General features: G+C 68.4%; 28 protein-coding genes. 16 read left to right on the forward strand and 12 right to left on the reverse strand.

The window, feature by feature from the left end:
• Positions 1-197: 197 nt before the first annotated feature.
• Positions 198-725: a hypothetical protein gene (locus ABY42_RS20000; RefSeq protein ID WP_231608408.1), complete on the forward strand. Its 528-nt coding sequence runs from the start codon at positions 198-200 to the stop codon at positions 723-725.
• Between the two features lie 143 nt (positions 726-868).
• The gene (locus ABY42_RS17280) at positions 869-1744 is read left to right on the forward strand and encodes an amidohydrolase family protein (RefSeq protein ID WP_004978335.1); all 876 of its coding nucleotides are present in this window, start codon (positions 869-871) and stop codon (positions 1742-1744) included.
• Positions 1745-1799: 55 nt separating this feature from the next.
• Here the strand turns inward: ABY42_RS17280 and ABY42_RS17285 are convergent, their stop codons facing one another.
• Positions 1800-2564 (reverse strand): enoyl-CoA hydratase/isomerase family protein, encoded by a 765-nt coding sequence (locus tag ABY42_RS17285; protein WP_004978333.1) that lies wholly within the window; start codon positions 2562-2564, stop codon positions 1800-1802.
• Between the two features lie 81 nt (positions 2565-2645).
• On the reverse strand, positions 2646-3284 hold the full coding sequence (locus tag ABY42_RS17290; protein WP_049905307.1) for a helix-turn-helix domain-containing protein: 639 nt from the start codon (positions 3282-3284) through the stop codon (positions 2646-2648).
• 91 nt (positions 3285-3375) lie between these two features.
• Between ABY42_RS17290 and paaA the strand changes: the two genes are divergently transcribed.
• Genes paaA through paaE form a run of 5 tightly spaced genes read left to right on the forward strand, consistent with a single transcriptional unit; the run spans position 3376 to position 6074 of the window.
• Positions 3376-4320, forward strand: a complete 945-nt coding sequence (gene paaA, locus ABY42_RS17295; RefSeq protein WP_050460280.1) for a 1,2-phenylacetyl-CoA epoxidase subunit PaaA — start codon at positions 3376-3378, stop codon at positions 4318-4320.
• A 5-nt stretch (positions 4321-4325) separates the two neighbouring features.
• Positions 4326-4646 (forward strand): 1,2-phenylacetyl-CoA epoxidase subunit PaaB, encoded by a 321-nt coding sequence (gene paaB / locus ABY42_RS17300; RefSeq protein WP_004040859.1) that lies wholly within the window; start codon positions 4326-4328, stop codon positions 4644-4646.
• A gap of 2 nt (positions 4647-4648) precedes the next feature.
• The gene (paaC, locus tag ABY42_RS17305; RefSeq protein ID WP_050460282.1) at positions 4649-5467 is read left to right on the forward strand and encodes a 1,2-phenylacetyl-CoA epoxidase subunit PaaC; all 819 of its coding nucleotides are present in this window, start codon (positions 4649-4651) and stop codon (positions 5465-5467) included.
• Positions 5460-5903 carry a 1,2-phenylacetyl-CoA epoxidase subunit PaaD gene (paaD, locus tag ABY42_RS17310; RefSeq protein ID WP_082220719.1) on the forward strand — a complete coding sequence of 148 codons (444 nt, stop codon included), beginning with the start codon at positions 5460-5462 and terminating at the stop codon, positions 5901-5903. Before paaC ends, paaD begins: the two co-directional genes overlap by 8 nt.
• Positions 5904-5906: 3 nt before the next feature.
• Entirely contained in the window at positions 5907-6074 is a 168-nt protein-coding gene (gene paaE, locus ABY42_RS19920) for a 1,2-phenylacetyl-CoA epoxidase subunit PaaE (RefSeq protein WP_004978321.1), read from the forward strand.
• A gap of 162 nt (positions 6075-6236) precedes the next feature.
• On the opposite strand, the gene ABY42_RS17315 is transcribed toward paaE, so the two are convergent.
• The 7 genes from ABY42_RS17315 to ABY42_RS17345 all read right to left on the reverse strand — a co-directional run bounded on the left by ABY42_RS17315 (position 6237) and on the right by ABY42_RS17345 (position 14073).
• Positions 6237-7688: an aldehyde dehydrogenase family protein gene (locus ABY42_RS17315; protein ID WP_050460284.1), complete on the reverse strand. Its 1452-nt coding sequence runs from the start codon at positions 7686-7688 to the stop codon at positions 6237-6239.
• 68 nt (positions 7689-7756) lie between these two features.
• Positions 7757-8140 carry a PaaI family thioesterase gene (locus ABY42_RS17320; protein WP_050460285.1) on the reverse strand — a complete coding sequence of 128 codons (384 nt, stop codon included), beginning with the start codon at positions 8138-8140 and terminating at the stop codon, positions 7757-7759.
• A 79-nt stretch (positions 8141-8219) separates the two neighbouring features.
• Positions 8220-8948: an ABC transporter ATP-binding protein gene (locus ABY42_RS17325; RefSeq protein WP_050460286.1), complete on the reverse strand. Its 729-nt coding sequence runs from the start codon at positions 8946-8948 to the stop codon at positions 8220-8222.
• A complete protein-coding gene (locus ABY42_RS17330) occupies positions 8945-9709 on the reverse strand; it encodes an ABC transporter ATP-binding protein (RefSeq protein ID WP_004978312.1) in 765 nt (254 codons plus the stop codon). The genes ABY42_RS17325 and ABY42_RS17330 overlap by 4 nt, the downstream gene beginning before the upstream one ends.
• Entirely contained in the window at positions 9702-11702 is a 2001-nt protein-coding gene (locus ABY42_RS17335; RefSeq protein WP_050460287.1) for an ABC transporter permease, read from the reverse strand. Before ABY42_RS17335 ends, ABY42_RS17330 begins: the two co-directional genes overlap by 8 nt.
• 1 nt (position 11703) lies before the next feature.
• On the reverse strand, positions 11704-12888 hold the full coding sequence (locus tag ABY42_RS17340; protein ID WP_004978309.1) for an ABC transporter substrate-binding protein: 1185 nt from the start codon (positions 12886-12888) through the stop codon (positions 11704-11706).
• A 180-nt stretch (positions 12889-13068) separates the two neighbouring features.
• Positions 13069-14073 carry an LLM class flavin-dependent oxidoreductase gene (locus ABY42_RS17345; RefSeq protein ID WP_050460288.1) on the reverse strand — a complete coding sequence of 335 codons (1005 nt, stop codon included), beginning with the start codon at positions 14071-14073 and terminating at the stop codon, positions 13069-13071.
• A 55-nt stretch (positions 14074-14128) separates the two neighbouring features.
• Between ABY42_RS17345 and ABY42_RS17350 the strand changes: the two genes are divergently transcribed.
• Positions 14129-14647, forward strand: a complete 519-nt coding sequence (locus tag ABY42_RS17350) for a VOC family protein (protein ID WP_050460289.1) — start codon at positions 14129-14131, stop codon at positions 14645-14647.
• A 21-nt stretch (positions 14648-14668) separates the two neighbouring features.
• Here ABY42_RS17350 and ABY42_RS17355 read toward each other — a convergent pair whose 3' ends face one another.
• Positions 14669-15139 carry a MaoC/PaaZ C-terminal domain-containing protein gene (locus ABY42_RS17355; RefSeq protein ID WP_004978303.1) on the reverse strand — a complete coding sequence of 157 codons (471 nt, stop codon included), beginning with the start codon at positions 15137-15139 and terminating at the stop codon, positions 14669-14671.
• 96 nt (positions 15140-15235) lie between these two features.
• Between ABY42_RS17355 and paaI the strand changes: the two genes are divergently transcribed.
• Positions 15236-15646 (forward strand): hydroxyphenylacetyl-CoA thioesterase PaaI, encoded by a 411-nt coding sequence (paaI, locus tag ABY42_RS17360; RefSeq protein WP_050460290.1) that lies wholly within the window; start codon positions 15236-15238, stop codon positions 15644-15646.
• 9 nt (positions 15647-15655) lie between these two features.
• Here the strand turns inward: paaI and paaK are convergent, their stop codons facing one another.
• Entirely contained in the window at positions 15656-16945 is a 1290-nt protein-coding gene (gene paaK / locus ABY42_RS17365) for a phenylacetate--CoA ligase PaaK (protein ID WP_004978300.1), read from the reverse strand.
• A gap of 100 nt (positions 16946-17045) precedes the next feature.
• Here paaK and ABY42_RS17370 point away from each other — a divergent pair, with 100 nt between their 5' ends.
• The 4 genes from ABY42_RS17370 to ABY42_RS17385 all read left to right on the forward strand — a co-directional run bounded on the left by ABY42_RS17370 (position 17046) and on the right by ABY42_RS17385 (position 21644).
• On the forward strand, positions 17046-18209 hold the full coding sequence (locus ABY42_RS17370) for a thiolase domain-containing protein (RefSeq protein WP_050460291.1): 1164 nt from the start codon (positions 17046-17048) through the stop codon (positions 18207-18209).
• Complete coding sequence (locus ABY42_RS17375; protein WP_050460293.1) at positions 18206-19795, forward strand: zinc ribbon domain-containing protein; 1590 nt, start codon at positions 18206-18208, stop codon at positions 19793-19795. Before ABY42_RS17370 ends, ABY42_RS17375 begins: the two co-directional genes overlap by 4 nt.
• A gap of 86 nt (positions 19796-19881) precedes the next feature.
• A complete protein-coding gene (locus ABY42_RS17380) occupies positions 19882-20766 on the forward strand; it encodes a 3-hydroxyacyl-CoA dehydrogenase family protein (protein ID WP_004978291.1) in 885 nt (294 codons plus the stop codon).
• Positions 20763-21644: an enoyl-CoA hydratase/isomerase family protein gene (locus ABY42_RS17385; protein ID WP_050460294.1), complete on the forward strand. Its 882-nt coding sequence runs from the start codon at positions 20763-20765 to the stop codon at positions 21642-21644. Before ABY42_RS17380 ends, ABY42_RS17385 begins: the two co-directional genes overlap by 4 nt.
• A 613-nt stretch (positions 21645-22257) precedes the next feature.
• Here the strand turns inward: ABY42_RS17385 and ABY42_RS17390 are convergent.
• The gene (locus tag ABY42_RS17390) at positions 22258-23025 is read right to left on the reverse strand and encodes an IclR family transcriptional regulator (RefSeq protein ID WP_050460295.1); all 768 of its coding nucleotides are present in this window, start codon (positions 23023-23025) and stop codon (positions 22258-22260) included.
• A 161-nt stretch (positions 23026-23186) separates the two neighbouring features.
• On the opposite strand from ABY42_RS17390, the gene ABY42_RS17395 reads away from it, so the two are divergent.
• From ABY42_RS17395 to ABY42_RS17405, 3 genes are all read left to right on the forward strand, one after another.
• Positions 23187-23489 carry an EthD family reductase gene (locus tag ABY42_RS17395; RefSeq protein ID WP_004978286.1) on the forward strand — a complete coding sequence of 101 codons (303 nt, stop codon included), beginning with the start codon at positions 23187-23189 and terminating at the stop codon, positions 23487-23489.
• A 4-nt stretch (positions 23490-23493) separates the two neighbouring features.
• The gene (locus tag ABY42_RS17400) at positions 23494-25188 is read left to right on the forward strand and encodes a thiamine pyrophosphate-binding protein (RefSeq protein WP_050460296.1); all 1695 of its coding nucleotides are present in this window, start codon (positions 23494-23496) and stop codon (positions 25186-25188) included.
• A gap of 109 nt (positions 25189-25297) precedes the next feature.
• Positions 25298-26242: an NAD-dependent epimerase/dehydratase family protein gene (locus ABY42_RS17405; protein WP_082220720.1), complete on the forward strand. Its 945-nt coding sequence runs from the start codon at positions 25298-25300 to the stop codon at positions 26240-26242.
• Position 26243: the final 1 nt, after the last annotated feature.

Below are 26243 nucleotides of genomic sequence, written 5' to 3' on the forward strand. Positions count from 1 at the left end.
ATTACATGAGAGGGCGCGGCAACGAGGTGAACTACCTTTTCGCCTCAATCGGAGACGACCCATCGAGCTCGAGTTCCAAGGCCACGGAACCGTCGGCGAATCGGGACGGAGTTGCGGCCTCGAACACAGATTCAGGCGACACCGAGACTCGGAATCCGACCCGAACGCTCTCGGAACTCATCGGGAGCGGGGCGTACGTGACGGTGGAGGCGACCGTCGACGAGGTTTCGTGGGTCAACAAGAACGACCCCGAGACGCCGGACATCCTCGGCTACCTCACCGACGAGAGCGCACCCGAAGGCGTCGTGTTCGTCGTCCCCGAGGGCGTGAGCCACCCGTACCTCGGCGAGGGCGCGCGGTTCGAGTTCGCCGGTGCGAAGGACCACCACTACCGCGCGAAAGACCAAGTACAGCTGCTGATAACGGACGCGACGCAGTTCACTCAGCTCGCGTCGTCGGATGAAGGCGTCCACGGGTCGGGACGCGGCGACGGGCGGGCCCGAAGTCGGTCACCGGGCGACCGCGAGAAACTCGGAAGTCTTCGAGACATCGCAGAGAGCGCCATCGGCGACGAGACGTTCGTCGAGACGCAATCGGGCGACGACTCGCTCGTCGGGGCGGCGAAGCGTCGCGCTCGAAAACAGCAGCGCGACCCCGCCATCGACCCGCGAGCGCGCGCCCTCGCCGAGGACGAAAGGGAGGGTTCGAACCGAGACGACGACTGAGCGGCGAGCCTAACCGGATTGGCCGGTGACTGATTGGGCTGCGCGTCGAATCGCCTCCCGTGGCGGTACGCCAACGCCGCCGCGCCATCATTCGGTTGGCTCCGTCCGTTCGATTTTTATCGCTCCGCGACGGTCATACACGAATGACCGTGTTGGATTGGCTCGACGAGCCGCGCATCATCGACACGCACGCCCACCAGCCGACCGCGGAGTTCCTCGAAGACGCCGGCGGCGAGATGATGCGGGACGCGGCGAACAGGTTCGGCGCGGAGATGGAGACGTGGAGCTACGAGGAGATGATAGCCGAGTACCGCGAGCACAACATCGGGCGGGCGGTGCTCCTCGGGTGGGACGCCGAGACGAACACCGGAAATCCGCCGGTTCCGAACGACTACGTGGCCGAAGTGAGAGACGACCATCCCGACTTCTTCGTCGGCTTCGGGAGCGTTGACCCCCTGAAAGACGACTGCGTCGAGGAGGCGGTTCGGTGCGTCGAAGACCTCGGTCTCTCGGGGTTCAAGTTCCAGCAAATCGCACAGGGGTTCGACCCGAGCGACGACGAGCACGCGGAGTTGTTCGACACTATCGAGGACCTCGGCGTGCCGGTCGTCTTCCACGGCGGGAACTCCACCCTCGGCGCGTGCTCGCCCGGCGGTCGCGGCCTGAAAATCAAGTACGGAAACCCGATGCTCATCGACGACGTGGCCGCCGAGCATCCGGACCTCCAGATTCTCATCGCCCACCCGGCGTACCCGTGGGAGAGAGAGCAACTCGCCATCTGCCAGCAGAAGGGCAACGTCTACATGGACCTCTCGGGGTGGCTCCCGAAGTACATCGACGAGCAGGTGCTCCACTACGCCAAGACCGTCCTGCAGGACAAGGTGATGTTCGGCACCGACTACCCGATGATTCGGCCGGGCCGGTGGTTCGAGTCGTTCGAGGAGCACTTCGACGCCTCCGAGGAGGTGAAGCGAAAGCTCCTCTGGGAGAACGCGGAACGGTTCCTCGGCCTCGACTGAGGTGGGACAGAACGGGACGGCCGAGACGAGACGAAACAGGCCGGGACCGGCGTCCTCAGTCGAACTCCGGCCGCCGCTTTTCCAAGAACGCGGAAACGCCCTCCTCGTGGGCGTCGGTGTCGTAGGCGAGGGTCTGCGCGTGCGCCTCGCGTTCGAGGCCGTCGGTCCACGACCGGCCGAGATTCGCGTGTATCGCTTCCTTCGCCAGCGCGAGCGTCTCCGTCGGCTGTGCGGCGAGCGTCTCTACCGTCTCGTCCACGGTGGCGTCGAGGGCGGCGGCGGCGACCGCCTCGTTCACGAGGTCGAGTTCGGCGGCGCGCTCGGCCGAGATGAGTTTCCCGGTGAAGGCGAGTTCCTTCGCGGCCCGGAGGCCGACCAACCGGGGGAGCGTCACCGTCGCGCCCGCGTCGGGGACGAGACCGACGTTGACGAACGACGCGCCGAACCGAGCGTCGCGGGCGGCGTAGGCGAAGTCGCAGGCGGCGACGACGGAGGTCCCCGCACCCACGGCGTCGCCGTTGACGCGGGCGACGACCGGCACCGGAGCGGTGAGAATCGCCTCGGCGACGCGGCCGAGGGTGCCGCGGACGCGCTCGTAGGCCTCGCGGGCGGTCTCGTCGCGCTCGGCCATCGCCCGAATGTCGCCGCCGGCGCTGAAGGCGTCGCCGTCGCCGGTTATCACCGCGGCGTCGAACGCCTCGGGCGTCAGTTCTTCGAGCGCCGCCGAGAGCTCTCGGGCCACGTCGGCAGTGAACGCGTTTTTCGCCTCGGGTCTGTCGAACGTCACGGTCCGGACGCCGTCGGCGTCGTCGACTCGCATACCCGCGCTACGGGGACGCGGGGTAAATAGCCTCGCCGGCGGACCGCCGGGCGAGCCGAGCGAGTCGGCCGCGGTCCCGGCTCATGCGAGCAGCGCCCCGAACACCGACTGTTGCGCCCGGCGGAGCCGTTCGAGGAACGCCGACTTGCTGATTCCGAGTTCGTCCGCCACGTCCCGAGCCGTGATACTCCGGGGGAGGTCGAAGTACCCCATCTCGACGGCCGCCCGGAGGGCGGCTTCCTGCGCGGGCGTGAGGTCCCACGCCCGACCGATGGGCGATTCCTCGTCCGCCCGGAGGGGGTAGACGCGCTGGAGTTGGATACCGACGGTGCCGCCGGCCGTCTCCATCACGCCGCGGAGCACGTCGTAGCCGACGACCGCCCCGCGCATCGTCGCGCCGCCGTCGTCGTACCGCATCGACTCGACGAGGAAGCCGGCGTCGACGAGCTCGTGAACGACGCAGGGGTGTTTCGAGAGACAGCGGAAGGTGTACGTGTCGTCGCCGCGGGTGACGTGGAGGTAGCGGATGGCGTCGTCGGCGTCGAGGGCCTCGGGGAGTCGGTCGTCCGCGGGGGCCGAAAAGTGAAGCAGGACGTTGCCGTCGGCGCGGAGTTGCGGCGCGTTCGCGTCGACCGCGACTGGAACCGCGTCGGTCGCCCGCGCCAGGGGGCAGTCGTCGCCGTCGATTCGGAACTCGGCCACCAGGCACTCCGCTATCATCGGCGTGTGCGTACGCGGCACGGATATAAAAAGGCAGGCCATGGGCGGGTCAATTCGTAAGTAGTTATAGATGATAGTTCCTGATAGACCAATGGACCTCGAAACCGTCAAAGAACGAGCGGGCCCGCGGCAGTTCGCTCCGAAAGACGACATGCCCGAGGAGTACCGCAAGGCCGCGACGCGGATGATTCAGTTCCACGCGAACAGCGAGGTGATGGGCGGCTACCTCGAAAAGCCGTTCATCCGGCAAGCGCCGAGCATCGACCGAAAGCTGGCGTTCTCGGCGAAGGTACAGGACGAAATCGGCCACGCGCAACTGCTCTACCGCGCGGCCGAGTCCCTCGGCGTCAAGACGCGCGACGAGATGCTGGACGAACTCGCCCGCGGCGACGGCAAGTTCCTCAACTGCTTCCACTACCCGATGGAGTCGTGGCACGAGGTGCCGATGATAGCCTTCTTCGTCGACGGTGCGGCCATGCACCGGCAGGCGACGCTCAAGAACACGTCGTGGACGCCGTACGCCCACGCGATGGACAAAGTGTGCTTCGAGGAGGGCTTCCACGTCAAACACGGCGAGTCCATCCTCTCCGAGTTGATGAACGGGTCGAAGGCGACCCAAGAGAAGACGCAGGCCGCCTTCGAGACGTGGTGGCCGCGAATCATCCAGTTCTTCGGCCCGACCAACGACAAGTCCGTCCACAACGACTTCGCCCAGGAGGTCGGCCTGAAGACGAAGTCCAACGACGAACTGCGCGACACCTTCCTCGACACGTACGTCCCGAAGGCCGAGAAGTACGGCCTCGTCGTCCCCGAGTACCCGCGCATCGAGTACGACGAGGAACTCGACACCTACCACGTCAACGAGGACGACCTGAACTGGGACGAGTTCTGGACCATCGCCAAGAACGCCTCCGAGGGGAGCCACGAGCAGATCAACTCCCGGGCACAGGCACAGGAGGCGGTCGAGTGGGTGCGCGAATCGATGCACGGCTGGGAGGGCGCGTCGGGGGCCGGAACCCCGCAGGCGGCGGACTGAGAACCATGATTTGGGAAGTGTTCAGACAGGACAAACCGGGAGCGTACCACAAACACTGCGGCAACGTCCACGCGCCGGACCGCGAGCTGGCGCTCCAGTTCGCGGCCGTCCAGCACGGCCGGCGGATGAAGACCCACAGCCTGTGGGTCGTCCCGCACGACGAAATCGGCGAAATCGACGCCGACGAGACGAGCTTCGGCGGGACGACCGACAAGACCTACCGCTGGGCCACCTCGTACACGGACATCGAACCGGCCGCGCCGGAAGTCGCCGAAAGCGAGGCCGAGCAGGCCGACGTGGAGAAATCGCTCGAGGCGGACAGCTAACCATGACCGACGCACTCAACCCCGAAGACCTCGACGCCGAACAGCGCGCCGCGCTCGAAGAGCTGCTGTTCCGCCTCGCGGACGACGAGTACGTCCACGGCGAGCGCCTCATCGAGTGGCAGATTTACGCGCCGACGCTGGAATCCGACCTCGCGTTGGCGAACGTCGCACAGGACGAGTTCGGCCACGCTCGGCTGTGGTACGACCTGCTCGAAGAGCTCGGTCACACCGAGGTGGAACTCATCTGGGAGCGCCCCGCCGACGAGTTCAGGCACGCCACGCTGGTCGAACTCCCGTTCGCGGAGGGCGACTGGGCCGACGTCGTCCTGCGGAGCTATCTCTACGACGCCGCCGAGCGCCTGCGCCTCGACGCGCTCGTCGACACCAGCTACGCGCCGCTCGCCGACCGCGTCGGCAAGGTGCTGAGCGAGGAGCGCTACCACCTCGAAAACGCCCAGAGCTGGCTCGACCGCCTCGCCGAGGGCGACAGCCGCGACCGGGTGCAGGACGCGCTCGACCGGCTGTTCCCCCACGCGCTCTCGCTTTTCGCCGAGCCCGAACACGAGGCGGCAATCGTCGACAACGGCTTCCGGACGATGTCTACCGCCGACCTCCGCATCGAGTGGCTGGAGACGGTCATCCCGTACCTCGAATCGCTCGGGCTCGACGTGCCCGAACCCGACGAGGTCGAGCGCCCGAGCGCCCGCGGCCGCGACGGCACCCACACCGACCACTGGGACGAACTGGCCGCGGAGTTCCGGCGGACGTACGATGAGCTCGAAGCGCCCGAGCCGGCGAGAATCGGCAGGGAGCGTGTCTGACGTGAGCGCCGACGACGCGCCCGAGGCGACCGCCTGCGGCTACACGGAGTACGCCGACGGCGAGGTCCCCGAGGGCTTCCCGAAGACGGGCGTCGGAGCCGCGGGCATCGAAGCCGACATCTGGGACGCCCTCTACGAAATCGAGGACCCAGAGATGCCGGTGAGCATCGTCGACCTCGGCCTCATCTACGACGTTCGCGTCGTCGAGCGGGAGGGCGAAGACGGCGAGGCGAAGACGCTCGGCATCGTCGAGATGACGCTGACCTACACCGGCTGTCCGGCGCGCGACTACCTCGAAAACGACGTGCAGTGCGCGATTCTGTCGGCCGGCGTCGACGAGGCGTCCGTGCGACTCCGGTTCACGCCGGAGTGGACCGTCGACATGGTGACCGAGGCGGGCCGCGAGGCCCTCCGCGAGTTCGGACTGGGGGTGTGAGCGATGCGCCGCTTCGACCCCAGCACCGAGACGACGGGCGAAACGTCGGGCGCGGAGTGCCCGTACTGCGACGGCACGAACACCGTCCGCGAGCATCCGAAGGGGCCGGGACTGTGCCGGTCGATGCACTTCTGTAACGACTGTCAAGAGCCGTTCCAGCGGTTCGAATAGCGTCGGCGGAGAGACTGGAGAAGAGCGGTTTTTCGGGAACGACCACCGCGGAGAGCCGAGGCGGTCGGTCCGGGGACGACGGGTCGCGGTCCGGAGCGTTCAGTGGGAAGCGAGTTGAGGGCCGAAGCGTCCAGCGGATTACGGGCCGAATTGGCGGCCGAGTCAGCCGATGTTGAGATTCACGTTCTTCGCCTGCGTGAACTCGCGGACAGCCTCCGCGCCCTGCTCGCGGCCGTGGCCGCTCTGTTTCGTGCCGCCGAAGGGCGTCTGCGGGAACGTCACCGGGTACTCGTTGACGCTGACCATTCCGTAGTCGAGCGCGTCGGCGACGTGGTGGGCGCGAGAGAGCCCCTCGGTCCAGACGCCGGCGAGAAGCCCGTACGGCGAATCGTTAGCGAGTTCGATCGCCTCCGTTCGGTCCGAGAACTCGGTGACGACGAGGACCGGGCCGAATATCTCCTCGCGGGCCACGGTCATGTCGTTCGTCACGTCGGTGAGGACCGTCGGCTCCACGAAGTAGCCGGTCTCCTTGTCCTCGGGGACGCCCCCGCCGCAGGCGACGGTCGCGCCCTCCTCGACGCCGAGGGAGATGTACTCCAACACGTCCTCGCGGTGGGACTCGCTGACGACCGGCCCCATCCGACCGTCGTCGTCGATGCCGGAGCCGAGCGGGGTCGACTCGGCGCGCGCGACGATTCGCTCGACGAGGTCGTCGGCCACGTCCTCGTGGACGAGCAGGCGCGACCCGGCCCAGCACATCTGGCCGGCGTTCATGAAGATGCCGTAGTGGACGCCCTTGGCGGCGGCGTCGAGGTCGGCGTCGGGGAAGACGACGTTGGGGCCCTTCCCGCCGAGTTCGAGCGTGACGCCGGTCACGGTGGCCGCGGCATCGGCCATGACGCCCTTACCGACTTCGGTGCTGCCGGTGAAGGTGACGTGCGCCACGTCGGGGTGCGAGGCGAGCGCCGACCCCGCCTCGGACCCGCTCCCGGGAACCACGTTCACCACGCCGTCGGGGAGGCCGGCTTCCTCGGCCGCGAGGCCGTAGTAGAGCGCCGAAAGCGGCGTCTGGCTGGAGGGCTTTACCACCGCCGTGTTGCCGCAGGCGAGCGCCGGCGCGAGGCTGCGCCCCGCGAGTTGGAAGGGGTAGTTCCACGGGACGATGTGTCCGGTGACGCCGAGCGGTTCGCGGGTCGTGTAGTTGACGCGCCCGCCGGGGACGGGGTTGTACTCGCCGGTCACCTTGTCGGTCCACCCGGCGTAGTAGCGGAAGGTGTCGACGACCATCTGGACCTCCATACCGGCCTCGAACGGCGTCTTGCCGTTATCGTGGGACTCGACGAGCGCTATCTCGTCTTTCCGCGCCTCGATGAAGTCGGCCATCGCGCGCAGTTTCTCGCCGCGCTCGGCCGCGCTCGTGGTCTCCCACTCGCCGCCGCGAGCGCCCGCCGAGTTCGCCGCCCGCACCGCGGCGTCGACGTCCGCCTCGCCCGCGCGGGCAACCTCGGCGTACGGCGCTTCGGTCGCCGGGTCGCGCGTCTCGATGGTCTCGTCCGATGCCGCGGCTACCCAGTCCCCGTCGATGTAGAGACTGGTCGGGCCACTGTATTCCATTACGAAATACCCTTTTCGCGCATAATATTAACTATTGTTGATTACTAACTGTGCGACGGGCGGGGAACTCAACCGGTCTTGTAGACTCCCCTCGCAGTCGCCACGTGATTCCCGTCCGTCGCGTACACGTCCACGTCCACGGTTCCCACGTCGCCGCCGAGTCGGACCACGTCGGCCTCGGCGCGGAGGTCACCGGTCCCCGCGTTGAGATAGTCGATTCGCATGTCGATAGTCGGGACGGGCTGGTTGACCTCGCTGACGAGCGCCGCGCCGCCGACCGTGTCCGCGAGAGTGAACGTCACGCCGCCGTGGGCCATCACCCGGTCGGCGTTCCACGACAGTTCCTCGCGCATCTCGATGCGGCCCTCCGCGTGCCCGTCTGCGGCCTCGGTGACTTCGACGCCCAAGAGCCGCGCGAACGGCATGCTCTCGAAGAACTCCTCGATGTCCATGCCACCAGTTCGCACAGGTGCGTTAAGTTCGTTTCGTCGGTCGGCCCCGACCGAGCGACCGGCGAGACGCCGGTCGCAGTCAGTCGGCCATCGAGACGCCGAGGTACCGGTCGAGGACCTCGTCGGCGGCCGCGACCTCGTCGGCGGGGCCCTCGTGGACGACCCGGCCCTTGTCGAGGATGTAGACGTAGTCCGCGGCGTCGAGGGCGACCTGTACGTTCTGTTCGACCAGAAGGATGGTCGCGCCGTCGTCGTTCAGTTCCTCGATTTTTCGCTGGACCTGTTTAACGATAGCGGGCGCGAGCCCTTCGGTCGGTTCGTCGAGCAACAGGAGGTCCGGCGCGGAGACGAGCGCGCGGGCGATAGCGAGCATCTGCTGTTCGCCGCCCGAGAGGTTCGCCCCCCGGCTGTTCCGGTGGCGCGCGAGGTTCTCGAACTCGTCGATGACGGCGTCGACGCTCGGCTTCTCGACGTCTCGCCGACCGCCGATGCGGCCGATTTCGACGTTCTCGGTGACGGTCAGGCCGGGGAAGACGCGGCGCTCCTCGGGGACGAGCGCGATGCCCTCGCGGGCGGTCTTCTCCGGCGACAGCGTCGTGATGTCCGTCCCGTCGAAGGTGATGGTCCCCGCTGACGGCGGGACGTTCCCGAGGATGCTCCGGAGCGTCGTCGTCTTGCCGACGCCGTTGCGCCCGATGAGCGTGACGACAGACCCCCGCGGCACGTCGAGGTCGATGCCCTGCAGAACGCGGGTCGACCCGTACCCCGAGACGAGTCCGCGGACGGACAAGAGCGGTTCGTCGCTCACGCCTCGACACCCCCGAAGTAGGCCTCGCGGACCTCCGGGTCCTCCGAGACGGCCTCGGGCGTCCCCTCGGCCAGCACCTCGCCGCGGTGGAGGACCGTGATGCGGTCGGACACCCGCATCACGAGGTCGATGTCGTGTTCGATGAGCAGGAGCGTCCGGTCCGACAGCACCTCGTCGATGAGGTCCATCGTGGCCCGCGTCTCCTCGGCGCTCATGCCGGCGGTCGGTTCGTCCAGAAGCACCATGTCCGGGTCGGTGGCGAGCACGATGGCGATTTCGAGCCGGCGCTTGTCGCCGTAGGCGAGCACGTCCGCGGGTTCGTCGCCGCGGCCCAGGAGGCCGGACCGGTCGAGCACGCGGTCGGTGTGCTCGTTCACGTCGTCGAAAGCGTCGCTTCGCCGAAGGTACTCTTCGACCGGCGTGAAACCGCCCTCGCGGGCCGCCTGCGCGGCGAGGCGGACGTTCTCGCGGACCGTGAGCCCCGAGAAGACGTTCGTGATTTGGAACGACCGGCCGAGGCCGCGGCGCACGCGCTCGTGCGGCGGGAGCGCGGTCACGTTCTCGCCGTTGAACGTCACGGTGCCGCGGGTCGGCCGGAGCGCGCCGGTCAGGAGGTTGAACGTCGTCGTCTTGCCGGCCCCGTTGGGGCCGATGAGACTCCGGAACTCGCCGCGTTCCACGTCGAGGGTCACGTCGTCGACGGCGACGAGCTTTCCGAACTCCTTCGTCAGGTTCTCCGTCCGCAGTATGGGGTCACTCATGGCGGTCTACCTCCGGGTCGGTGACACCGGCCTGTTCGCCGACGCGGTCGCGGAACCGGTCGCCGACGGCCGATTCGAAAAGCGGGTGGTCGGCCACCGTCCGCGGGAGCGACACGAGCCCCCGCGGCACGAAGATGACGAACAGGACGAACAGCACGCCGATGACGAGCTGCCACTGGTCGATGTACGACGAGAGCACGTCCTCCGCGGCGACGAAGACGCCCGCGCCGAGCATCGGTCCGTAGAGCGTCCCCATGCCGCCGAGGACGGTCATCACGATGACCTCGCCCGAGTTTATCCAGTGGAGGAACGACGGCGCGACGTAGCCGTTGTTGGCGGCGAACAGTCCGCCGGCGAGCCCCGCGAGGCCGCCGGAGACGACGAAGGCGCGGCGCTTGTAGGCGGTCACGTCGTAGCCGATAAAGGAGGCGCGCTCTTCGCTCTCGCGGATGGACTGCAGCACCGAGCCGAACGGCGCGCGGATGAGGCGGCGGGCCAGCAGGTACGACCCGACCACGACGGCGAGGAGGAAGTAGTACTGGACGACGCCGCCGTCGAGGACGACCGGTCCCAGCGAGACCGCGAACTCGCCGGGGTCGATGCCGAGGCCGGCGAGGCCGTAGAACGCGTCGACGCCGAACAGGCCGTCGGAGCCGCCGGTGAAGTCGAACTTGAACACGGCGTTGTAGAACAGCTCCGCGAACCCGAGAGTTATCATGGCGAAGAACACCCCGGACACGCGTATCGAGAGGTAGCCGACGCCCCACGCGATGGCCGCGCAGACGGCGACGGCGACGACGAGCGCGACGAACACCGACGGCGAGACGTGCATGAGCGTGAGGACCGAGGCGTACGCGCCGACCCCGTAAAACAGCGTGTGACCGAGCGAGACGAGACCCGCGTAGCCGAGCACGAGGTCGAGGCTGAGCGCGAACAGCGCCCAGATGAGGATGTCTTCGAGGAGCGTCACGGAGTAGGTGACGCCGGTCACCTCCGCGAGAAGCGGGACGACGAGGAGCGCGCCGACGCCGGCGTAGCCGAGTTTCGCGCGCGTCTCCGCGGACAGCACGCCGCCGCCGGAGCCGTGGAGGAGCGCGCCGTCGTGGTGGTCGCCCGCGCCGACGCTCGTGCCGAACAGCCCCGTCGGCTTGACGACGAGCACGGCGATCATGAGCAGGAAGACGATGAGTCCCTCCAGGAACGGCGCGTACGTCCGGGCGAACGTCTGGACGAGGCCGACGAACAGCCCGCCGACCACGGCCCCGCGGAACGACCCGAGGCCGCCGAGAACGACGATGACGAACGCCGGGATGATGACCGAACTCCCCATCGTCGGGCTGACGTTCTGGTACGCGCCGAGGACGATGCCGGCGACGCCGGCCAGCGCCGCGCCGAATCCGAACGTCAGGGTGTAGTAGCGGTCGATGTCGATGCCGAGGGTGCGGACCATCTCGCGGTCCTCGGAGCCGGCGCGGATTATCATCCCGAAGCGGGTGCGGTTCAACAGGAGCCACGTGCCGAGCGCCAGCGCCGACCCGAAGACGATGATGCCGTAGTTGTACAGCGAGTAGTTGAACCCGAACAGCGCGACCGGCTGGTCGAGGACCGAGGGAACCGGAAACGGCTGGGCGGACTTGCCCCACACCGACGTGATGAGGTCGTTGATGATGAGGACGAGTCCGAACGTCAGGAGGATGTGGTACAGCGGGTCGCGGCCGTACAGCCGCTTGACGGTGAGCCGCTCGATTCCCATCCCGACGACGCCGACGAGGAGGGGCGCGACGACGAGCGCGACCCAGAAGCCCGCGCCGCCGAGGGGGCCGGCGATGGCGAACGCGAAGTACGCGCCGAGGGCGAACAGCTCTCCGTGGGCGAAGTTGATGACGTCCATGACGCCGAAGATGATGGAGAGCCCGGCCGCGAGCAGGACGTACACCATCCCGACGACGAGCCCGTTGAGGACCTGCTCGGCGACGGCACTAGCGACCGACATGCTAGAGCGAGCAGCCGAGTTCGCCGCAGTCGGGGAGCGCGTCCGCCCCGGCTATCATCTCGCCGAGTTCCACGGTCGCGGGACCGCTCCCGCCGTCCGGCGCGACGAGTTCGCCCGGCCACACCGGGTTCATCGCCTGGTGGTCGCAGTCGCGGAACTGGTTCGGCCCGAGAATCGTGTCCATTTCGAGGCCCGGAAGCACCTCCTTGACCTCCGCGGGGTCGGTCGAGCCGGCCTCCGCGATGCCCCGCGCCGTCATCCGAATGGACATGTACGCGGCCCGCGCGAAGTTGTCCGGCAGGGAGTCGTACTCGCTTTGGTAGGCCTCGACGAACGACTGGTTGTCGCCCGTTTCGAGCGTCGGCAGGTAGCGGACCCCGCCGTAGGTTCCGTAGGCGGCCTCGCCGAGCGCGCCGCGGACGACCGAGAACGTCATCGTCGGCGACATGAGGTTCACGCTCTCTTTGAGCCCCTGGCTCGCCGCCTGCTTGACGAAGTTGATGAGGTCGCCGCCGGTCATGCCGAGAACCGCCACCTCGGCGTCGGAGTTGGCGATTTGGCTGACGTAGGAGTTGTAGTTGGTCGAGCCGAGCTGCGAGCGGCTCCGGCCGACGACTTCGATGTCGTGGCCGTCGCGCATGCGGCGCTCGACGCGCTGCATCACCGACTCGCCGTAGGCGTAGTCGGCGATGTGGAACCACACCTTGGTCCCGAGGTTCTCGGCGGTGTAGTCGGAGACGGCCTCGGCCATCTGCGCCGTGTTCGTCTCGGCGCGGAACACCCACTCGTTGCAGTTCGACCCCGTGATGGGAACCGCGGCCCCGCCGGGGTTGTAGATGAGCTCCTCTTCGGCCGCGAACTCGTTGAGCGCGAGCGCGACGCTGGACGATATCGCGCCCATGAGATACGACGCGCCGTCCTGCTCGACGACGGACTGCGCCTTCCGCCGGCCGGTCGAGGGGTCCGCCTCGGTGTCCTCGTAGACGCCCGTTATCTCCACGTCGATGTCCTCGTTCTCGTTGACGTGTCGTATCGCCAACTCGGCCCCGTTTCGCTGGCCGACCGCGAGACCGCCGTACGGGCCGGTCATCGGGCTAATCACTCCATAGGTGATGGCGTTCGACCCGCCGCCCCCACCGCCGCCGAGACAGCCGGCGACGCCCGTCAGCCCGGTCACGCCCGCCAACCCAGCCGCCTGTACGAACCGTCGCCGCGACGGACGCGGCTGTGCGCCGCTGTCCGCTGAACAATCGTCTCTCATGGTATGTATGTTCACATGTAACATGAAAAACTTCACGTTTAAATGTTTGCGTTTCGCTGGCGACAAGAACGTCGCGTTCGGCCTTGAACCGCCGATTCGGCCCCTTCAGACGAGTCGCGGACGGACCTCGTCGCCGAGTCGGCGGACGCACTCGACCATCCGGTCGGTGCCGATTCCGGGGTGGTAGGTGCGGAAGATGAAGTGGATATCGTCGCCGAGGGCGTCGCGGTAGCGGTCGAGTTCCGCGACCACGTCGTCGGGCGTGCCGAAGACGGCCTGTGCTTTGAGTTCCGCCCGGCGCTCGTCGGACAGTTCGGGGACCTCGTCGCCGGAGAATATCTCGGCGTACCGGCGCTGGAGGTAGAGGTAACCGTCTCTCATCGCGTCCCACGCCTCGGCCTTCGAGTCGCCGACGAAACCGTGTTGGAGGACGTATATCGTGAACTCACCGTCGAGTCCTTCGGCCTCCCGGACGCTCCGGATGTCCTCGACGCGCTTGCGCAGGCCCCCGAGGGAGAGCGACGACGGTGCACACCACGCGTCCGCCGTCCGGGCCGCCCGGCGAACCGCGGGCTTGGCCGCGCCGCCGAGCATGAGGGGCACGTCGTGTGCCGGTTTGGGCGTCACGTCGACGCCGGTCGAACCCTCGTGAAACGGCGACTCGTGCGCTATCGGACCGTCCGACCACGCGTCGCGGAGGAGGGAGACCGTGTCGGCGAGGCGGTCGACGCGCTCGTCTCGCGGGACGCCGAAGGCGTCGAACTCGCGGGGGTTGGAGCCGATCGCGAGGCCGAGCGTCGTTCGGCCGCCCGAGAGGAGGTCGACCGTCGCCGCGTCCTCGGCGAGCCGAATCGGGTCGTACAGCGGCGCGAGCGCGATACACGTGCCGAGTTCGACCGACTCGGTCGCCGCCGCGAGCGCCCCGAGGGAGGGCATCGTCCCCGAGAGGTAGCCGTCCGCCATGAAGTGGTGTTCGGACACCCACGCGCTGTCGAGGCCCGCGTCGTCTATCGCGCGCCCGAGCGTCAGCATCTCGTCGTACAGGTCGGCCATCGGCCGGTCGTCGTCCGGCCGCCGCTGGCAGGTGAACAGTCCCGTCCCGAGTTTCATGACTCGGAGTTCGCACCTTAGCTATTAATAGTTAGGAACACCGAGTTCGTCGGAGATGGTTCCCGACGACTCGGTACCCCCGGATTCGACGACCGCGACCGCGACGGAGCCGGCGCCGCCGGCCGCGCGCGTCGACCACGTGGGCATCGCCGTCGAAGACGTCGAGGCCGCCGAGCCGACGCTGCTCGCGCTCGGCTGCGAGCGCGTCCACCGCGAGACGGTCGCGGACGGCTCGTTCGAGTGGGCGACCTACGTCCTCGGCGACGCCTCCAGAATCGAACTCGTCGCGCCCGTCGAAGGGGAGTCGTTTCTGACGACCTTCCTCGACGAGCACGGCCCCGGCCTCCACCACGTCACGCTGGAGGTGTCGGACGTCGACGCGATGGTCGCCGCCCTCGAAGCCGCGGGCGAGCGCGTCGTGGGGCGCGCGGTGGAAGACGGCTGGACCGAGGCGTTCGTCTCGCCGCGAAACCCGACCGGCGCGCTCTTTCAGTTGATGGAGTACCACGACGACTACGGCGAGAAGGGAGCCGACGACGCGTTGTTCGTCCGCGGCGAGCGGGTGGATTCGTGAGTCTCCTGTCGGGGAGCCGGCTTACTCCTCGGCCGACTTCGTCTTGATGAGGAACTTCATGTCGCCTTCGAGGACGACGGTGCCGTCCTGCTTCGTCATCTCGATTTCGAGGACGACCAGTCCGGCGTCGTCGCGGCTCCCGAGGTCCTTTCGCTCCGAGACGACCATCGTCTGCGAGAGCGTGTCGCCGATGAACACCGGGTTCGGCAGGTCCATGTAGTTCATCCCGAGGAAGGCGATGGCGGTGCGCTCGACGATGCCCGAGCGATACACGAAGCCGGTCGACTGGACGAACGTCATCGGCCCGTGGGCGATTCGCTGGCCGAACTGGGTGTCTTCCGCGTACTCGCTGTTCGTGTGGAGTTCGGTCCAGTCGCCCGAGAGCGCGGAGTGCATCATGAAGTCCGCCTCGGTGACGGTGCGGCCGACGCTCTGGAACTCTTTGCCCTCCTCGAAGTCCTCGAAGTAGTGCGGTTCGTAGCTGTATGCCATACCTCACCGTCACCGTCATCAGATAAAGTAGTTTACATACCTATCTTTCCTGACAGTCGATGCCTACTTGGGGAGCGCAGGACGACGTGTGGTCGCATGTCGGAGCAAGACGACTACGCGGAGATACGGGAGCGCGCCTCGAACGACCCCTACTGCGGGCACGTCGGTATCGACCTCGCCGAGGTCGGCGACGGGTACGCGGAGACGACGCTGACCGTGGCCGAAGACCACCTGAACTTCCACGGGACGCCCCACGGGGGCGCGGTGTACAGCCTCGCCGACGCGGCCTTCGCGGCCGCCTCGAACAGCCACGGCGACGCCGCGTTCGCGCTGGAGACGAACATCTCGTACCTCGCGGCCGCCGAGGTGGGCGAGACGCTCCGCGCGGTCGCCGAGGAGACGCATCTCGGGGGGCGAACCGCTGAGTACGAGGTCGTCGTCTCCGACGGGGATGGCGAGCGAATCGCGACGTTTCGAGGCCGCGTCTACAAACCCGGCGGTCGCTGACGGCGCGCGTTACTGGCCGCGGTGGTCGTAGACGCGCTGGACCTTTCCGACCTCGGTGCGCGCGATGTCGCCGTACTCGACGAGGTTCAGTTCGTCGGGCGTGAACGAGAGCACGTTCGAGAGCCGCTTTTGAATCCGACCTTCGAGGTCCGACAGCGACCCGCCGAACTCCTCGACCAGTTCGACCGTGATTTCCACCCGGTCGAGGTTCCCCTCGCGGCGGAGGTCGATGCGGTAGTGCGGCGCGATTTGGTCGAACTCGAGGACGACCGACTCGACCTCGCTCGGATAGAAGTTCACGCCGCGGACGATTATCAGGTCGTCCGACCGGCCCGTGATGTTGTCCATGCGGACGCAGGTTCGGCCGCACTCGCAGGTGCCGTAGTCCAGCGTGGTCAGGTCGCCCGTCCGATACCGGAGGACCGGCAGCGCGTCCTTCGCGAGGGTCGTCAACACGAGTTCGCCCTCCTCGCCCTCCTCGACGGGGTCGCCGGTGTTCGGGTCGACCACCTCGGGGTAGAAGTAATCCTCCCAGACGTGCAGGCCGTCCTGCGCCTCGCACTCGACAGAGACGCCTGGGCCGACGATTTCCGAGAGGCCGTAGATGTCGATGCCGGTCACGCCGAGTCGCGCTTCGATTTCGTTCCGCATCGGCTCGGTGCAGGGCTCCGCGCCGAAGATGACGGTCCGAAGCGGCAGGTCGCGGATGTCGATTCCCATGTCGTCTGCGACCTCGGCGAGGTAGAGCGCGTACGACGGGGTGCACGCGATGACGTCGCTTCCGAGGTCGGAGAGCAGTTCCACCTGTCGCTGGGTGTTGCCGCCGCCGATGGGAATGACCGTCGCGCCGAGCTCCTCGACGCCCTGGTGGAGGCCGAGACCGCCGGTGAACAGGCCGTATCCGTAGGCGTTCTGAACCACGTCGTCGGGACCGACGCCGGCCGCCACGAGACACCGCGCGACGGCCTTGCTCCACACGTCGAGGTCCTCGCGGGTGTAGCCGACGATTTTGGGCTTGCCGGTCGTGCCCGACGACGCGTGGACGCGAATCACGTCGTCCATGTCGACCGCGAACATCCCCGTGGGGTAGTGGTCGCGGAAGTCCTCTTTCGTCGTGAACGGCAGTTTCGACAGGTCTTCGACGCTCTCGATGTCCGCGGGCGAGAGTCCGGCCTCGTCGAACGTCTCGCGGTAGAACTCGACGTTCTCGTACGCGTTCCGAACCGTCTCCCGCAGGCGACCGTCCTGGACCTCGCGGAGTTCCTCCCGCGAGGCGGTCTCCGTGCTATCGAATACCATGTACGTTTGAAGTCGATGATAGAATATGATAAAAATGATGCGGTCGGCCGACCGCGCCGCGGGGCGAACCTATTTCGCGGGGGATACGCAATCGACTACCATGCGAGACGCATACATCGTCGGAGCGGGCCAATCGAAGTACGGCGCGTTTCCGGACGAGAGCTATCGGTCGCTGTTCGCGACCGCGTTCGAGGAGGCGCTGGGGAGCGCCGGCGGCGTCGAGGCGGCCGATATCGACGAGGCCGTCGTCGGGTCGCTCGGCGTCGGCGGGCGGCAACTCGGCTTATCGGGGCCGGCCGTGACGGAGCACGTCGGCCTCCACGGCGTCCCCTGTTCCCGAATCGAAAACGCCTGCGCAGCGAGCGGCTACGCGGTCAGACAGGCGGTGCAGGCGGTCAAAAGCGGGATGGCGGACGTGGCCCTCGCGGGCGGCTACGAGGTCATGACCGACATGAGCGGCGACGTGGCGAAGTACTGGCTCGGCGTCAGCGGCGAGACGGAGTGGGAGCGGCTCACCGGGACGACGTTCGCGGGCGTCTACGCCCAGATGGCCTCGGCGTACCTCGACGCCTACGACGCCTCGCCGGACCACTTCTCGAAGGTCGCCGTCAAGAACCACGCGAACGGCGCGAAGAACCCGAAGGCGCACCTCGGCTTCGAGTGCTCGCTCGACGACGCCCGGAGCGCGCCCGTCGTGGCCGACCCGCTGAACCTCTATCACTGCTGTCCGACCTCCGACGGCGCGGCCGCGGTCCTCGTCGCCAGCGAGGACGTCGCCAGCGCGTGCGACGACGCCGTCCGCGTCGCGGGCGTGGGTGCCGCCTCCGAGCGCGTCGGCCTCTTCCAGCGCGACAGCTACACCGCCGTCGAATCGTCCGAGCGGGCCGCCGCGGCCGCCTACGAGATGGCCGGTCTCGGCCCCGACGACGTGGACTTCGCGGAGGTCCACGACTGCTTCGCCATCGCCGAACTGCTGGCGTACGAGGACCTCGGCTTCTGCGAGCGCGGACACGCGCCCGAACTGGTCGATTCGGGCGCGACAGAACTCGGCGGCGACCTGCCCGTCAACCCCTCCGGCGGCCTGAAATCTAAGGGCCATCCCATCGGCGCGACGGGCGCCGGACAGGTCGTCGAAGCGTTCAAACAGCTCGGCGGCCGGGCGGGGAACCGACAGGTCTCTGGCGCGAACGTCGGCCTCACCCACAACGTCGGCGGGTCGGGCGGTGCCGCCGTCGTCCACGTTCTCGAAGGGGGGGCGCTATGAGCGCCGACGACTCGGCGCGAGCGACCCCCGGAATCGCCGGCGTCGGCGCGTACGTCCCCAGACTCTCCCTCCCCGCGTCGGCCTACCGCGAGGCGTGGGGCAAAGGCGGCGCGCCGGGCGTCGAGCGGGTCGCCGTCGCCGACGCGGACGAAGACACGCTGACGATGGCGACCGAAGCGGGCCGGCGCGCGCTCGACGCGGCCGGCGTGGACGCGAGCGATATCGGACACCTCGCGTTCGCCACCACGACGCCGCCGAACGACGAGGAGGAAAGCGCGGTCCGACTGGTCTCGCTCCTCGGCGTCGACCCGTCGGTTCCGACCCGGCAGTTCGGCGGAAGCACCCGCGCCGGCGCGGTGGCGCTGGCGGCGACGGTCGAGGCGACCCGAGGCTCGGACGCAGGTGCGGGGACGGGGAGCGGCGGTCCGGCGCTCGTCGTCGTCGCCGACAGCCCGCGCGGAGCGCCCGAAAGCGACGAGGCGGCCGGTGCCGGGGCGGGGGCGGCCGCGCTCGTCCTCACCGACGACGCTCCGCTCGCCGTCGACGCCGTCGGCGAGTTCGGCGACCCCGTGCCCGGCACCCGGTTCCGAGGGTTCGGGAGCGCCGATACGGAGTCCATCGGCGTCACGCAGTACGAGCGCGACGCCTACACGCGGGCGGTCGGCGGGGCGGTCGAGGCCCTCGGTATCGACGTCGCCGAACTGGACCCCGACGCCGTGGCGCTCACCGCGCCGGACGGGAAACTCCCGTACCGCGCGGCCGCCGCGCTCGGCGTCGAACCGGCGCGAATCGCGGCCGGGACCGTCGTCTCGCGAACCGGCGACACCGGGGCCGCCGGGCCGTTTCTCGGACTCGCGTCGGCGCTCGCCGACTCGGAGGACGACGCGGCAGGCGACGAGTCGAACGGCCGGTCCCCCGCGACCTCGGTGCTCCTCGTCGGCTACGGCGGCGGCGCGGGGGCGACCGCGCTCGCGCTCAGTACGAGGGCGTCAGATGCCGCCTCCGACGCCTCCGCCACCTCCGCCACCTCTGCCGTCCCGGTCGAGGCCGCCCTCGACGGCGACGTGGAACTCACCTACGCGGAGGCGCTCCGGCGGCGCGGGACCATCACCGGCGGGGAGCCGGCCGGCGGGGGCGCGTACGTCAGCGTGCCGACGTGGAAGCGGACGATTCCGCAGCGCCACCGCCTCGTCGCCGGCGAGTGTACCGAGTGCGGTGCGCTCTCGTTCCCGCCGGAGGGCGCGTGTCCCGACTGCGGGTCGCTCGCGGGCTACGACGACGCGACGCTCCCCGGGACGGGGACCGTCGAGGCCGCAACTGCCATTGGACAGGGTGGCGCGCCGCCGGAGTTCGTCGAGCAGCAGCAGCGCGCCGGGTCGTTCCCGGTCGCCGTCGTCGCCTTCGACGGCCCGGACGGCGAGGCCGACGACCGAGCCGTGAGCGCGCCCGCGCAGGTCGTCCACTCGCCCGCCGGAACGCCCGCAATCGGCGACCGCGTCGAGGCCGTCCCGCGCCGCATCTACGAGCAGGAGGGCGTCGTGAGATACGGCTTCAAGGTCGTCCCGACCGAGGCGCGGCGGGAGTAACCGTCCGGGGGCGCGGGAGCAGGACGGGGTCACCGATGCCGAAACGAGGGCAAACGATTATGATGGTTCCCGAACCCCTTCCGGTGATGCAAGTGAGTGTACTCGGCGCGGGAACCATGGGCCACGGCATCGCGCAGGTGGCCGCGATGGCCGGTCACGAGGTGACGATGCGCGACATCGAAGCGGCGTACGTCGAAGACGGGCTTGACGCCATCGAGTCAAACCTCCGGGGCGGCGTCGACCGCGACAAGGTGACGCCCGACGAGATGGCGGCGACGCTCGACCGGCTCTCGGGGACGACCTCGCTGGAGGCGGCGGTCGCCGACGCCGACCTCGTCGTCGAGGCGGTTCCCGAGGACATGGGGCTCAAGCGCGAGACGGTCGCAGAGGTCGAATCCCTCGTCGACGACGACGCCGTCATCGCGTCGAACACGTCGTCGCTCTCCGTGACCGAGATACTGAGCGCCCTCGAGCGTCCCGAGCGCGGCCTCGGGCTCCACTTCTTCAACCCGGTCCACATCATGGGGCTCGTGGAGGTCGTCGTCGCGGAACAGACCAGCGAGTCGACGCTGGCGTTCGCCACCGAGTTCGTCGAGGGCATCGACAAGACGGCCGTCGAGGTCGGTGATTCGCCCGGCTTCGCCTCCTCGCGGCTCGGCGTCGCCCTCGGCGTCGAGGCCATGCGCATGGTGCAGGAGGGCGTCGCCTCGCCCGCGGACATCGACACCGCGATGGAACTCGGCTACAACCACCCGATGGGCCCGCTCGAACTCGGCGACGTGGTCGGCCTCGACGTTCGACTCGATATCCTCGAGTACCTGCGCGAGGAACTCGGCGAGCGCTTCCGCCCGCCGCAGATTCTCAAGCGAAAGGTCCGCGCCGGCAAGCTCGGCAAGAAGACCGGCGAGGGGTTCTACGTCTGGGAGGACGGCGAAATCGTCGGCGCGAGCGAGGACGTGATGGACCGATGAGCGGTGACGACCCGAGCGCCGACGACCGAGAGACGGGCGGTCCCCGAGCCGACGGCGGAACGTCGGCCGTCGAGTCCGTCGCCGCCGAGTGCGAGACGGTCGACGCCGTCGTCGGCGACCGCGTCGAGGGCGTCGTCACCGTGACGCTGAACCGCCCCGACGCGCGGAACGCGCTCAACGCGACGCTCCGGGCAGAACTCAAGCGCGTCCTCGACGCCATCGAAGAGAGCAGCGCGCGCGTCGTCGTCCTCACCGGGTCCGACGAGGCGAAGGCGTTTGTCGCCGGCGCGGACGTGAAGGAGCTCCGCGAGCGCGACATGCTCGAACAGCGCGAGGCGAGCAAACGACCGCGGGTGTACGAGCGCGTCGACGACCTCAGACAGCCGGTCATCGCCCGGGTCAACGGCCACGCGCTCGGCGGCGGCTGCGAGCTGATGCAGGCCTGCGACGTGCGCATCGCCCACGAGCGGGCGAAGCTCGGCCAACCCGAGATCAACCTCGGCATCATGCCCGGCGGGGGCGGCACCCAGCGACTCGCGCGACTCGTCGGCGAGGGACACGCCATGCGGCTCATCCTGACGGGCGAGCTCATCTCCGCCGAGGAGGCCGCGGACATCGGCCTCGTAGAGGAGGTCCACGGCGACGAAACCTTCGACGACCGGGTGTACGAACTCGCCGAGATGATGGCGACGAAGAGCCCCGTGGCCCTGGAGTTCGCCAAGAAGGCCGTCAAGGCCGCCTCGCGGACGGACCTCGAACAGGGCATCGAGTACGAGGCGGAACTGTTCGCCCAACTGTTCGGCTCGCCCGACAAGGACGAGGGTATCGACGCGTTCTTCGAGGACCGAGAGCCCGAGTGGCACGAGCGCGAACGATAGACCCCCGCTCGAACCGTTCGAACTGCTCGAACGGCTTCGAAACCGCCGTCGCCGCCCGGCGAGAACTCACAGCGCAGGTGCGAGCACTAGTTTCACGACGCGAACACGTCTTCGAGAGCGACCCGCCCGCGAGCGAGGCCGAATCGGGGGCGCGCCGGTGGAGGACCGAGCGTTCCGTCCTTTCGAACGCGAGTCCGTGATCGAGCGACGCCGCCGTATCGGCAGTCGCTATCGATGACCGTCTCGCGCGCGAACCGAACACCGAGTCTCGAATGACGGGGATACGGCGGTTTCGGGGCGAACGAGACCCAGCGACGACGCGTCCGGTCCACAGGACGGCAGACGGGCGGTTCGTCCGCTGGCCGCGGTCCGTGACAGGTTTAATTCTGTAATTGTTTGCGTTCCCGCCGCGTCAGTCTACGATAGTATAATAAGTATATAATCACAATCTGTTCGAGGGATTCGAACAGCGATTGTCGAAGTCGAGTCGTCGTCTCGACCCCTCGAAAGCGGAACTACCGGACTTCGTGCGAGAGAACGTCCGCTGAGCGGGTTCGAATCATTCGAACGAACGGCCCGCATACTCGGCTCGCCGGCGGGGCGAGCGACCGGGTCAGGAGAAGTTGAGGTTAATTTCGACCTCGTTGGCCGCGCCGAGGAGGAGGTCGGCGAGGTCGCCGGTCAGTCGGTCGCCCCGAAGCCGGTTCGAGGGCCCCGAGATGCTTATCGCCCCGACGGGGTGGCCCTCGTTGTCGGTGACCGCGACGCCGACGGCGTGGAGTTTCGGGACGATTTCCTCGCGGTTGAGCGCGAACCCGCGCTCGCGAATCGTCGCCAGTTCCTCGAAGAGCGCGTCGGGATCGGTTATCGTCTGCGGCGTCTTCGCCGGGAGGCCGTGTCGGTCGACGATGTCGCGGACGCGTTCGTCCGGGAACGCCGACAGGATGGCCTTGCCGGCGGCGAGTTGGTGGAGGTACGAGCGCGTCCCCTCCCGGGCCGGCGTCCGAACCGAGTGCGCGCCGGCCGCGCCGTAGAGGTGGAACCCGCGGCCCTGCTCTTCCGTGACGCACCACACCTTCTCGCCGGTCTGCTCGGCGAGTTCGTCTAGTTTCGGCTTCGCCACCTCGTAGAGCTGGTGCTGGTCTCGCGCGTAGATACCGAAGTCGAGGAGCCGAAGCCCGACCCGATAACCGTCGTCGTCGGGGACGACGAACCCCTCGCGTTCGAGCGTCTTCAGGTGCCGGTGGACCGTGCTCTTGGCCAACCCGAGTTCCGAGGCGAGTCCCGTCGGCCCCATCGGGCCCCCCGACTTGAGCCGTTCGAGGATGCCGAGCGACGTGGCGGCCGTCGTCACCGGTCGGCGCTGTTCGTCGTCTGTCATCACCTAACTTCGGTGTTCGTTCGTGATAAATCTTGTTCGAACAGTTCGAACGGAGGTTCCACTCGCTCGAACGACCGCGGCGGACGCTCGAACCGCGAGTCGGCGATAGAGCAAAGTAGCGTCCGATTGGATAGCAGACGTGCATGATTAAATTGGTGAATATGCTCGTCCGGGACGACGACCACACGCACGAGGAGTTCGTCGAGCGGTGGCGGGGGAGCCACGCGGAACTCGCCGCGGAGCTACCGGGGCTCGTGAAGTACGCGACGAGCGTCCCGACCGACCCCGAGCGGTCCGAGTACGACGGCATCGTCGAACTCTACTTCGAGGACATGGCCGCTCTGAAGGCGGCGTTCGACTCCGAGGTCGGCCAGCGCGTGAACGCCGACGCGGCCGAGTTCAGCGACATGGAGCAGGGGCCGACGCTCTACGTCGAGGAGACGGTCCACCTCGACAGGTCCTGAATCCATGAACACGAGCGAACGACTCGTCGAGAGCCTCGAACGGCTCGGCGTCGAGCGAATCTTCGGCTATCCCGGCGGCCGCGTCATCGAGCTGTTCGACCTGCTGCCCGAGTCGGACATCGACCTCGTGCGCCCCCGCGACGAGCGCGAGGCGAGCGTCATGGCCGAGATGCACGGCCGGCTGACGGGCGAACCGGGCGTCCTCGCCGGACAGGGGCCGTGGATAGGGAGCCTCGGCCTCATCGGACAGATGGAAGCGCGCCTCGCCTCGTCGCCGATGGTCGCCATCACCGAGGCCTCCGAGCGCGGGAACTACTCGACGCTCGCGCCCTACCAGCAGTCCCGCGGCGACTACGGCGGCCTCGAACTCCCGAAGCTTCTCGACGCCGTGACGAAGGAACACTGGTTCCCGCGGACCCCGACCGAGACGGTTCGGAGCCTCCAACTCGCGTTCAAACACGCCGTCGCCGGGCGACCCGGTCCGACGGCGGTCGTGCTCGACGGCGACGCCGTCACCGAGGAGTTCCCCGCCGAGTCCGTGCCGCCGGTCTGGGACGACGAGACGCAGACCAGAACGTGGACCGCCGCGCCGACGGCCCGCGACGTCGCGGCCGCCGCCGAAGCGCTCGAAGCGGCCGAGCGACCGGTCATCGTCTCGGGCAACGGCGTCCACGCGTCGGGCGCGTACGAGGAGTTGGCCGCGGTCGCCGAGACCTACGAGGCGGCCGTCGTCACCTCCTACCTCGGGAAATCGACGGTCCCCGAGACGCACCGCCTCGCCGGCGGCGTCATCGGCTCGTTCGGTCACGAGGGCGCGAACCGGCTCGTCAGCGAGGCCGACGCGCTCCTCGTCGTCGGCTGTCGCATGAACCCGATGGACACCAACTGGCAGGCCCCCGACTTCATCCGCCCCGACGAGCAGACGATTATCCACGCCGATATCGACCCGCGGAACGCCGGGTGGGTCTACCCCGCCGACGTGGGGCTCATCGGCGACGCGTCCGAATCGCTGCGCGAACTCGCGGCCGCCGGCGGCTCCGAAAACGACTGGGCCGAGGACCGAGCTCGGGAGGCCCGCGAGTCGTTCCACGCGCCCGAGTGCGAGTCGGACGCCGCCCCCATCCTCCCCCAGCGGGCCGTCAAGGAAATCGAGCGCGTCGTCGACGAGGACACCATCGTCACCGCCGACTCCGGCAACAACCGCTTTTGGCTGCTCAACTACCTCCAGACGCCGGCGGTTCGGACCTACTTCGGCTCCGGCGGCGTCGGCGGCATGGGCTGGGCGACGCCCGCCGCGGTGTCGGCCGCGCTGGCGACAGACAAGCGCGTCGTCGGCGTCGCGGGCGACGGCGGCTTCGCCATGACGATGACGAGCGTCGAGACGGCGGTCGAACACGGCGTCGCGCCGACGTTCGTCGTCCTCAACGACACCAGCCTCGGGATGGTCAGACAGATGCAGCACGCGCCCGACGACATCGCGGGCGTCGAGTTCCACGACACGGACTTCGCGCGGGTCGCGGAGGCGTTCGGCGCGACGGGCGTCCGCGTCGAGACGCCGGGCGAACTCGGCGATGCACTCGCCGACGCGAAGACGCACGGCCTCCCGACGGTCATCGACGCCCGCATCGACCGTAGTCAGGACATGGCCGCGACGCTCCAGTCGTCGTTCTACGCGTCGGTCGGCGGACTCCACGAGTAGCGCCGGCCGCGGTGAGTGGCCGTCGCCGGCCCTCCCGGTGGTCCGCTCCCCGGGAAACACTTTTCTCGCACGCAGGGAGAACTACGATAGCATGTCATCATCGACCGTGATGGTCACGGGCGGGACCGGGTTCATCGGCTCGTACGTCGCGTCGGACCTCGTCGCGGCCGGCCACGACGTGGTCGCCTACGACCGCTCGACCGACCCGCGCATCCTCGACAGACTCGGCGTCGCCGACGACGTGACGATACGCCGCGGCGACGTGACCGACCCGACCGACGTGTTCCGGGCGGTTCGAGAGACCGGCGCGACGCACATCGTCCACCTCGCGGCGCTCCTGACGACGACGGCGCGGGAGAACCCGCGGGCCGCGCTCGACGTGAACGTCCAGGGGACGAACAACGTCTTCGAGGCCGCACGCGCCCTCCCCGAGCAGGTCGAGCGCGTCGCGTGGGCGTCGTCGGCGGCGGTGTACGCCCCGCCCGCGAACTACGGCGGCGACTTCGTGACCGAGTCCGACCTCGTCTACCCCGACACGCTCTACGGGGCGACCAAGGAGTACAACGAGCACCAGGCCCGGGTCTATTACGAGGACTTCGGCGTCTCGCACGTCGCGCTCCGGCCGACGGTCGCCTACGGTCCGTACCGTGAGACCGGCGGGTCCGCGTTCCTCGCGAACATCGTCGAGAAACCGGCGCTCGGCGAGCCCTTCAGCGTCGACTACGGCGACCAAGTTATCGACTGGCAACACGTCCGCGACATCGCGCAGGCGTTCCGCAAGGCGACGTTCGCCCCCGAAGACGACCTCACCCAACGCGTCTACAACGTCCGCGGGGAGTTGGCGACGATTCGCGAGGCCGCGGAGACGGTGCGGCGACTCCTCCCCGACGCCGACCTCACGGTCTCCGACGAGGGCGAACTCCCGTGGACCCAGGAACTCGACATGACGAAGGCGCGAGCCGACCTCGGCTACGACCCCGAGTACGACCTCGAAACGGGGTTCCGCGACTACCTCAACGTGCTTCGGAAGGAACACGGACTGGAGCCGGTCTGAG

Source organism: Haloferax gibbonsii (assembly GCF_001190965.1).
Classification (GTDB): domain Archaea; phylum Halobacteriota; class Halobacteria; order Halobacteriales; family Haloferacaceae; genus Haloferax; species Haloferax gibbonsii.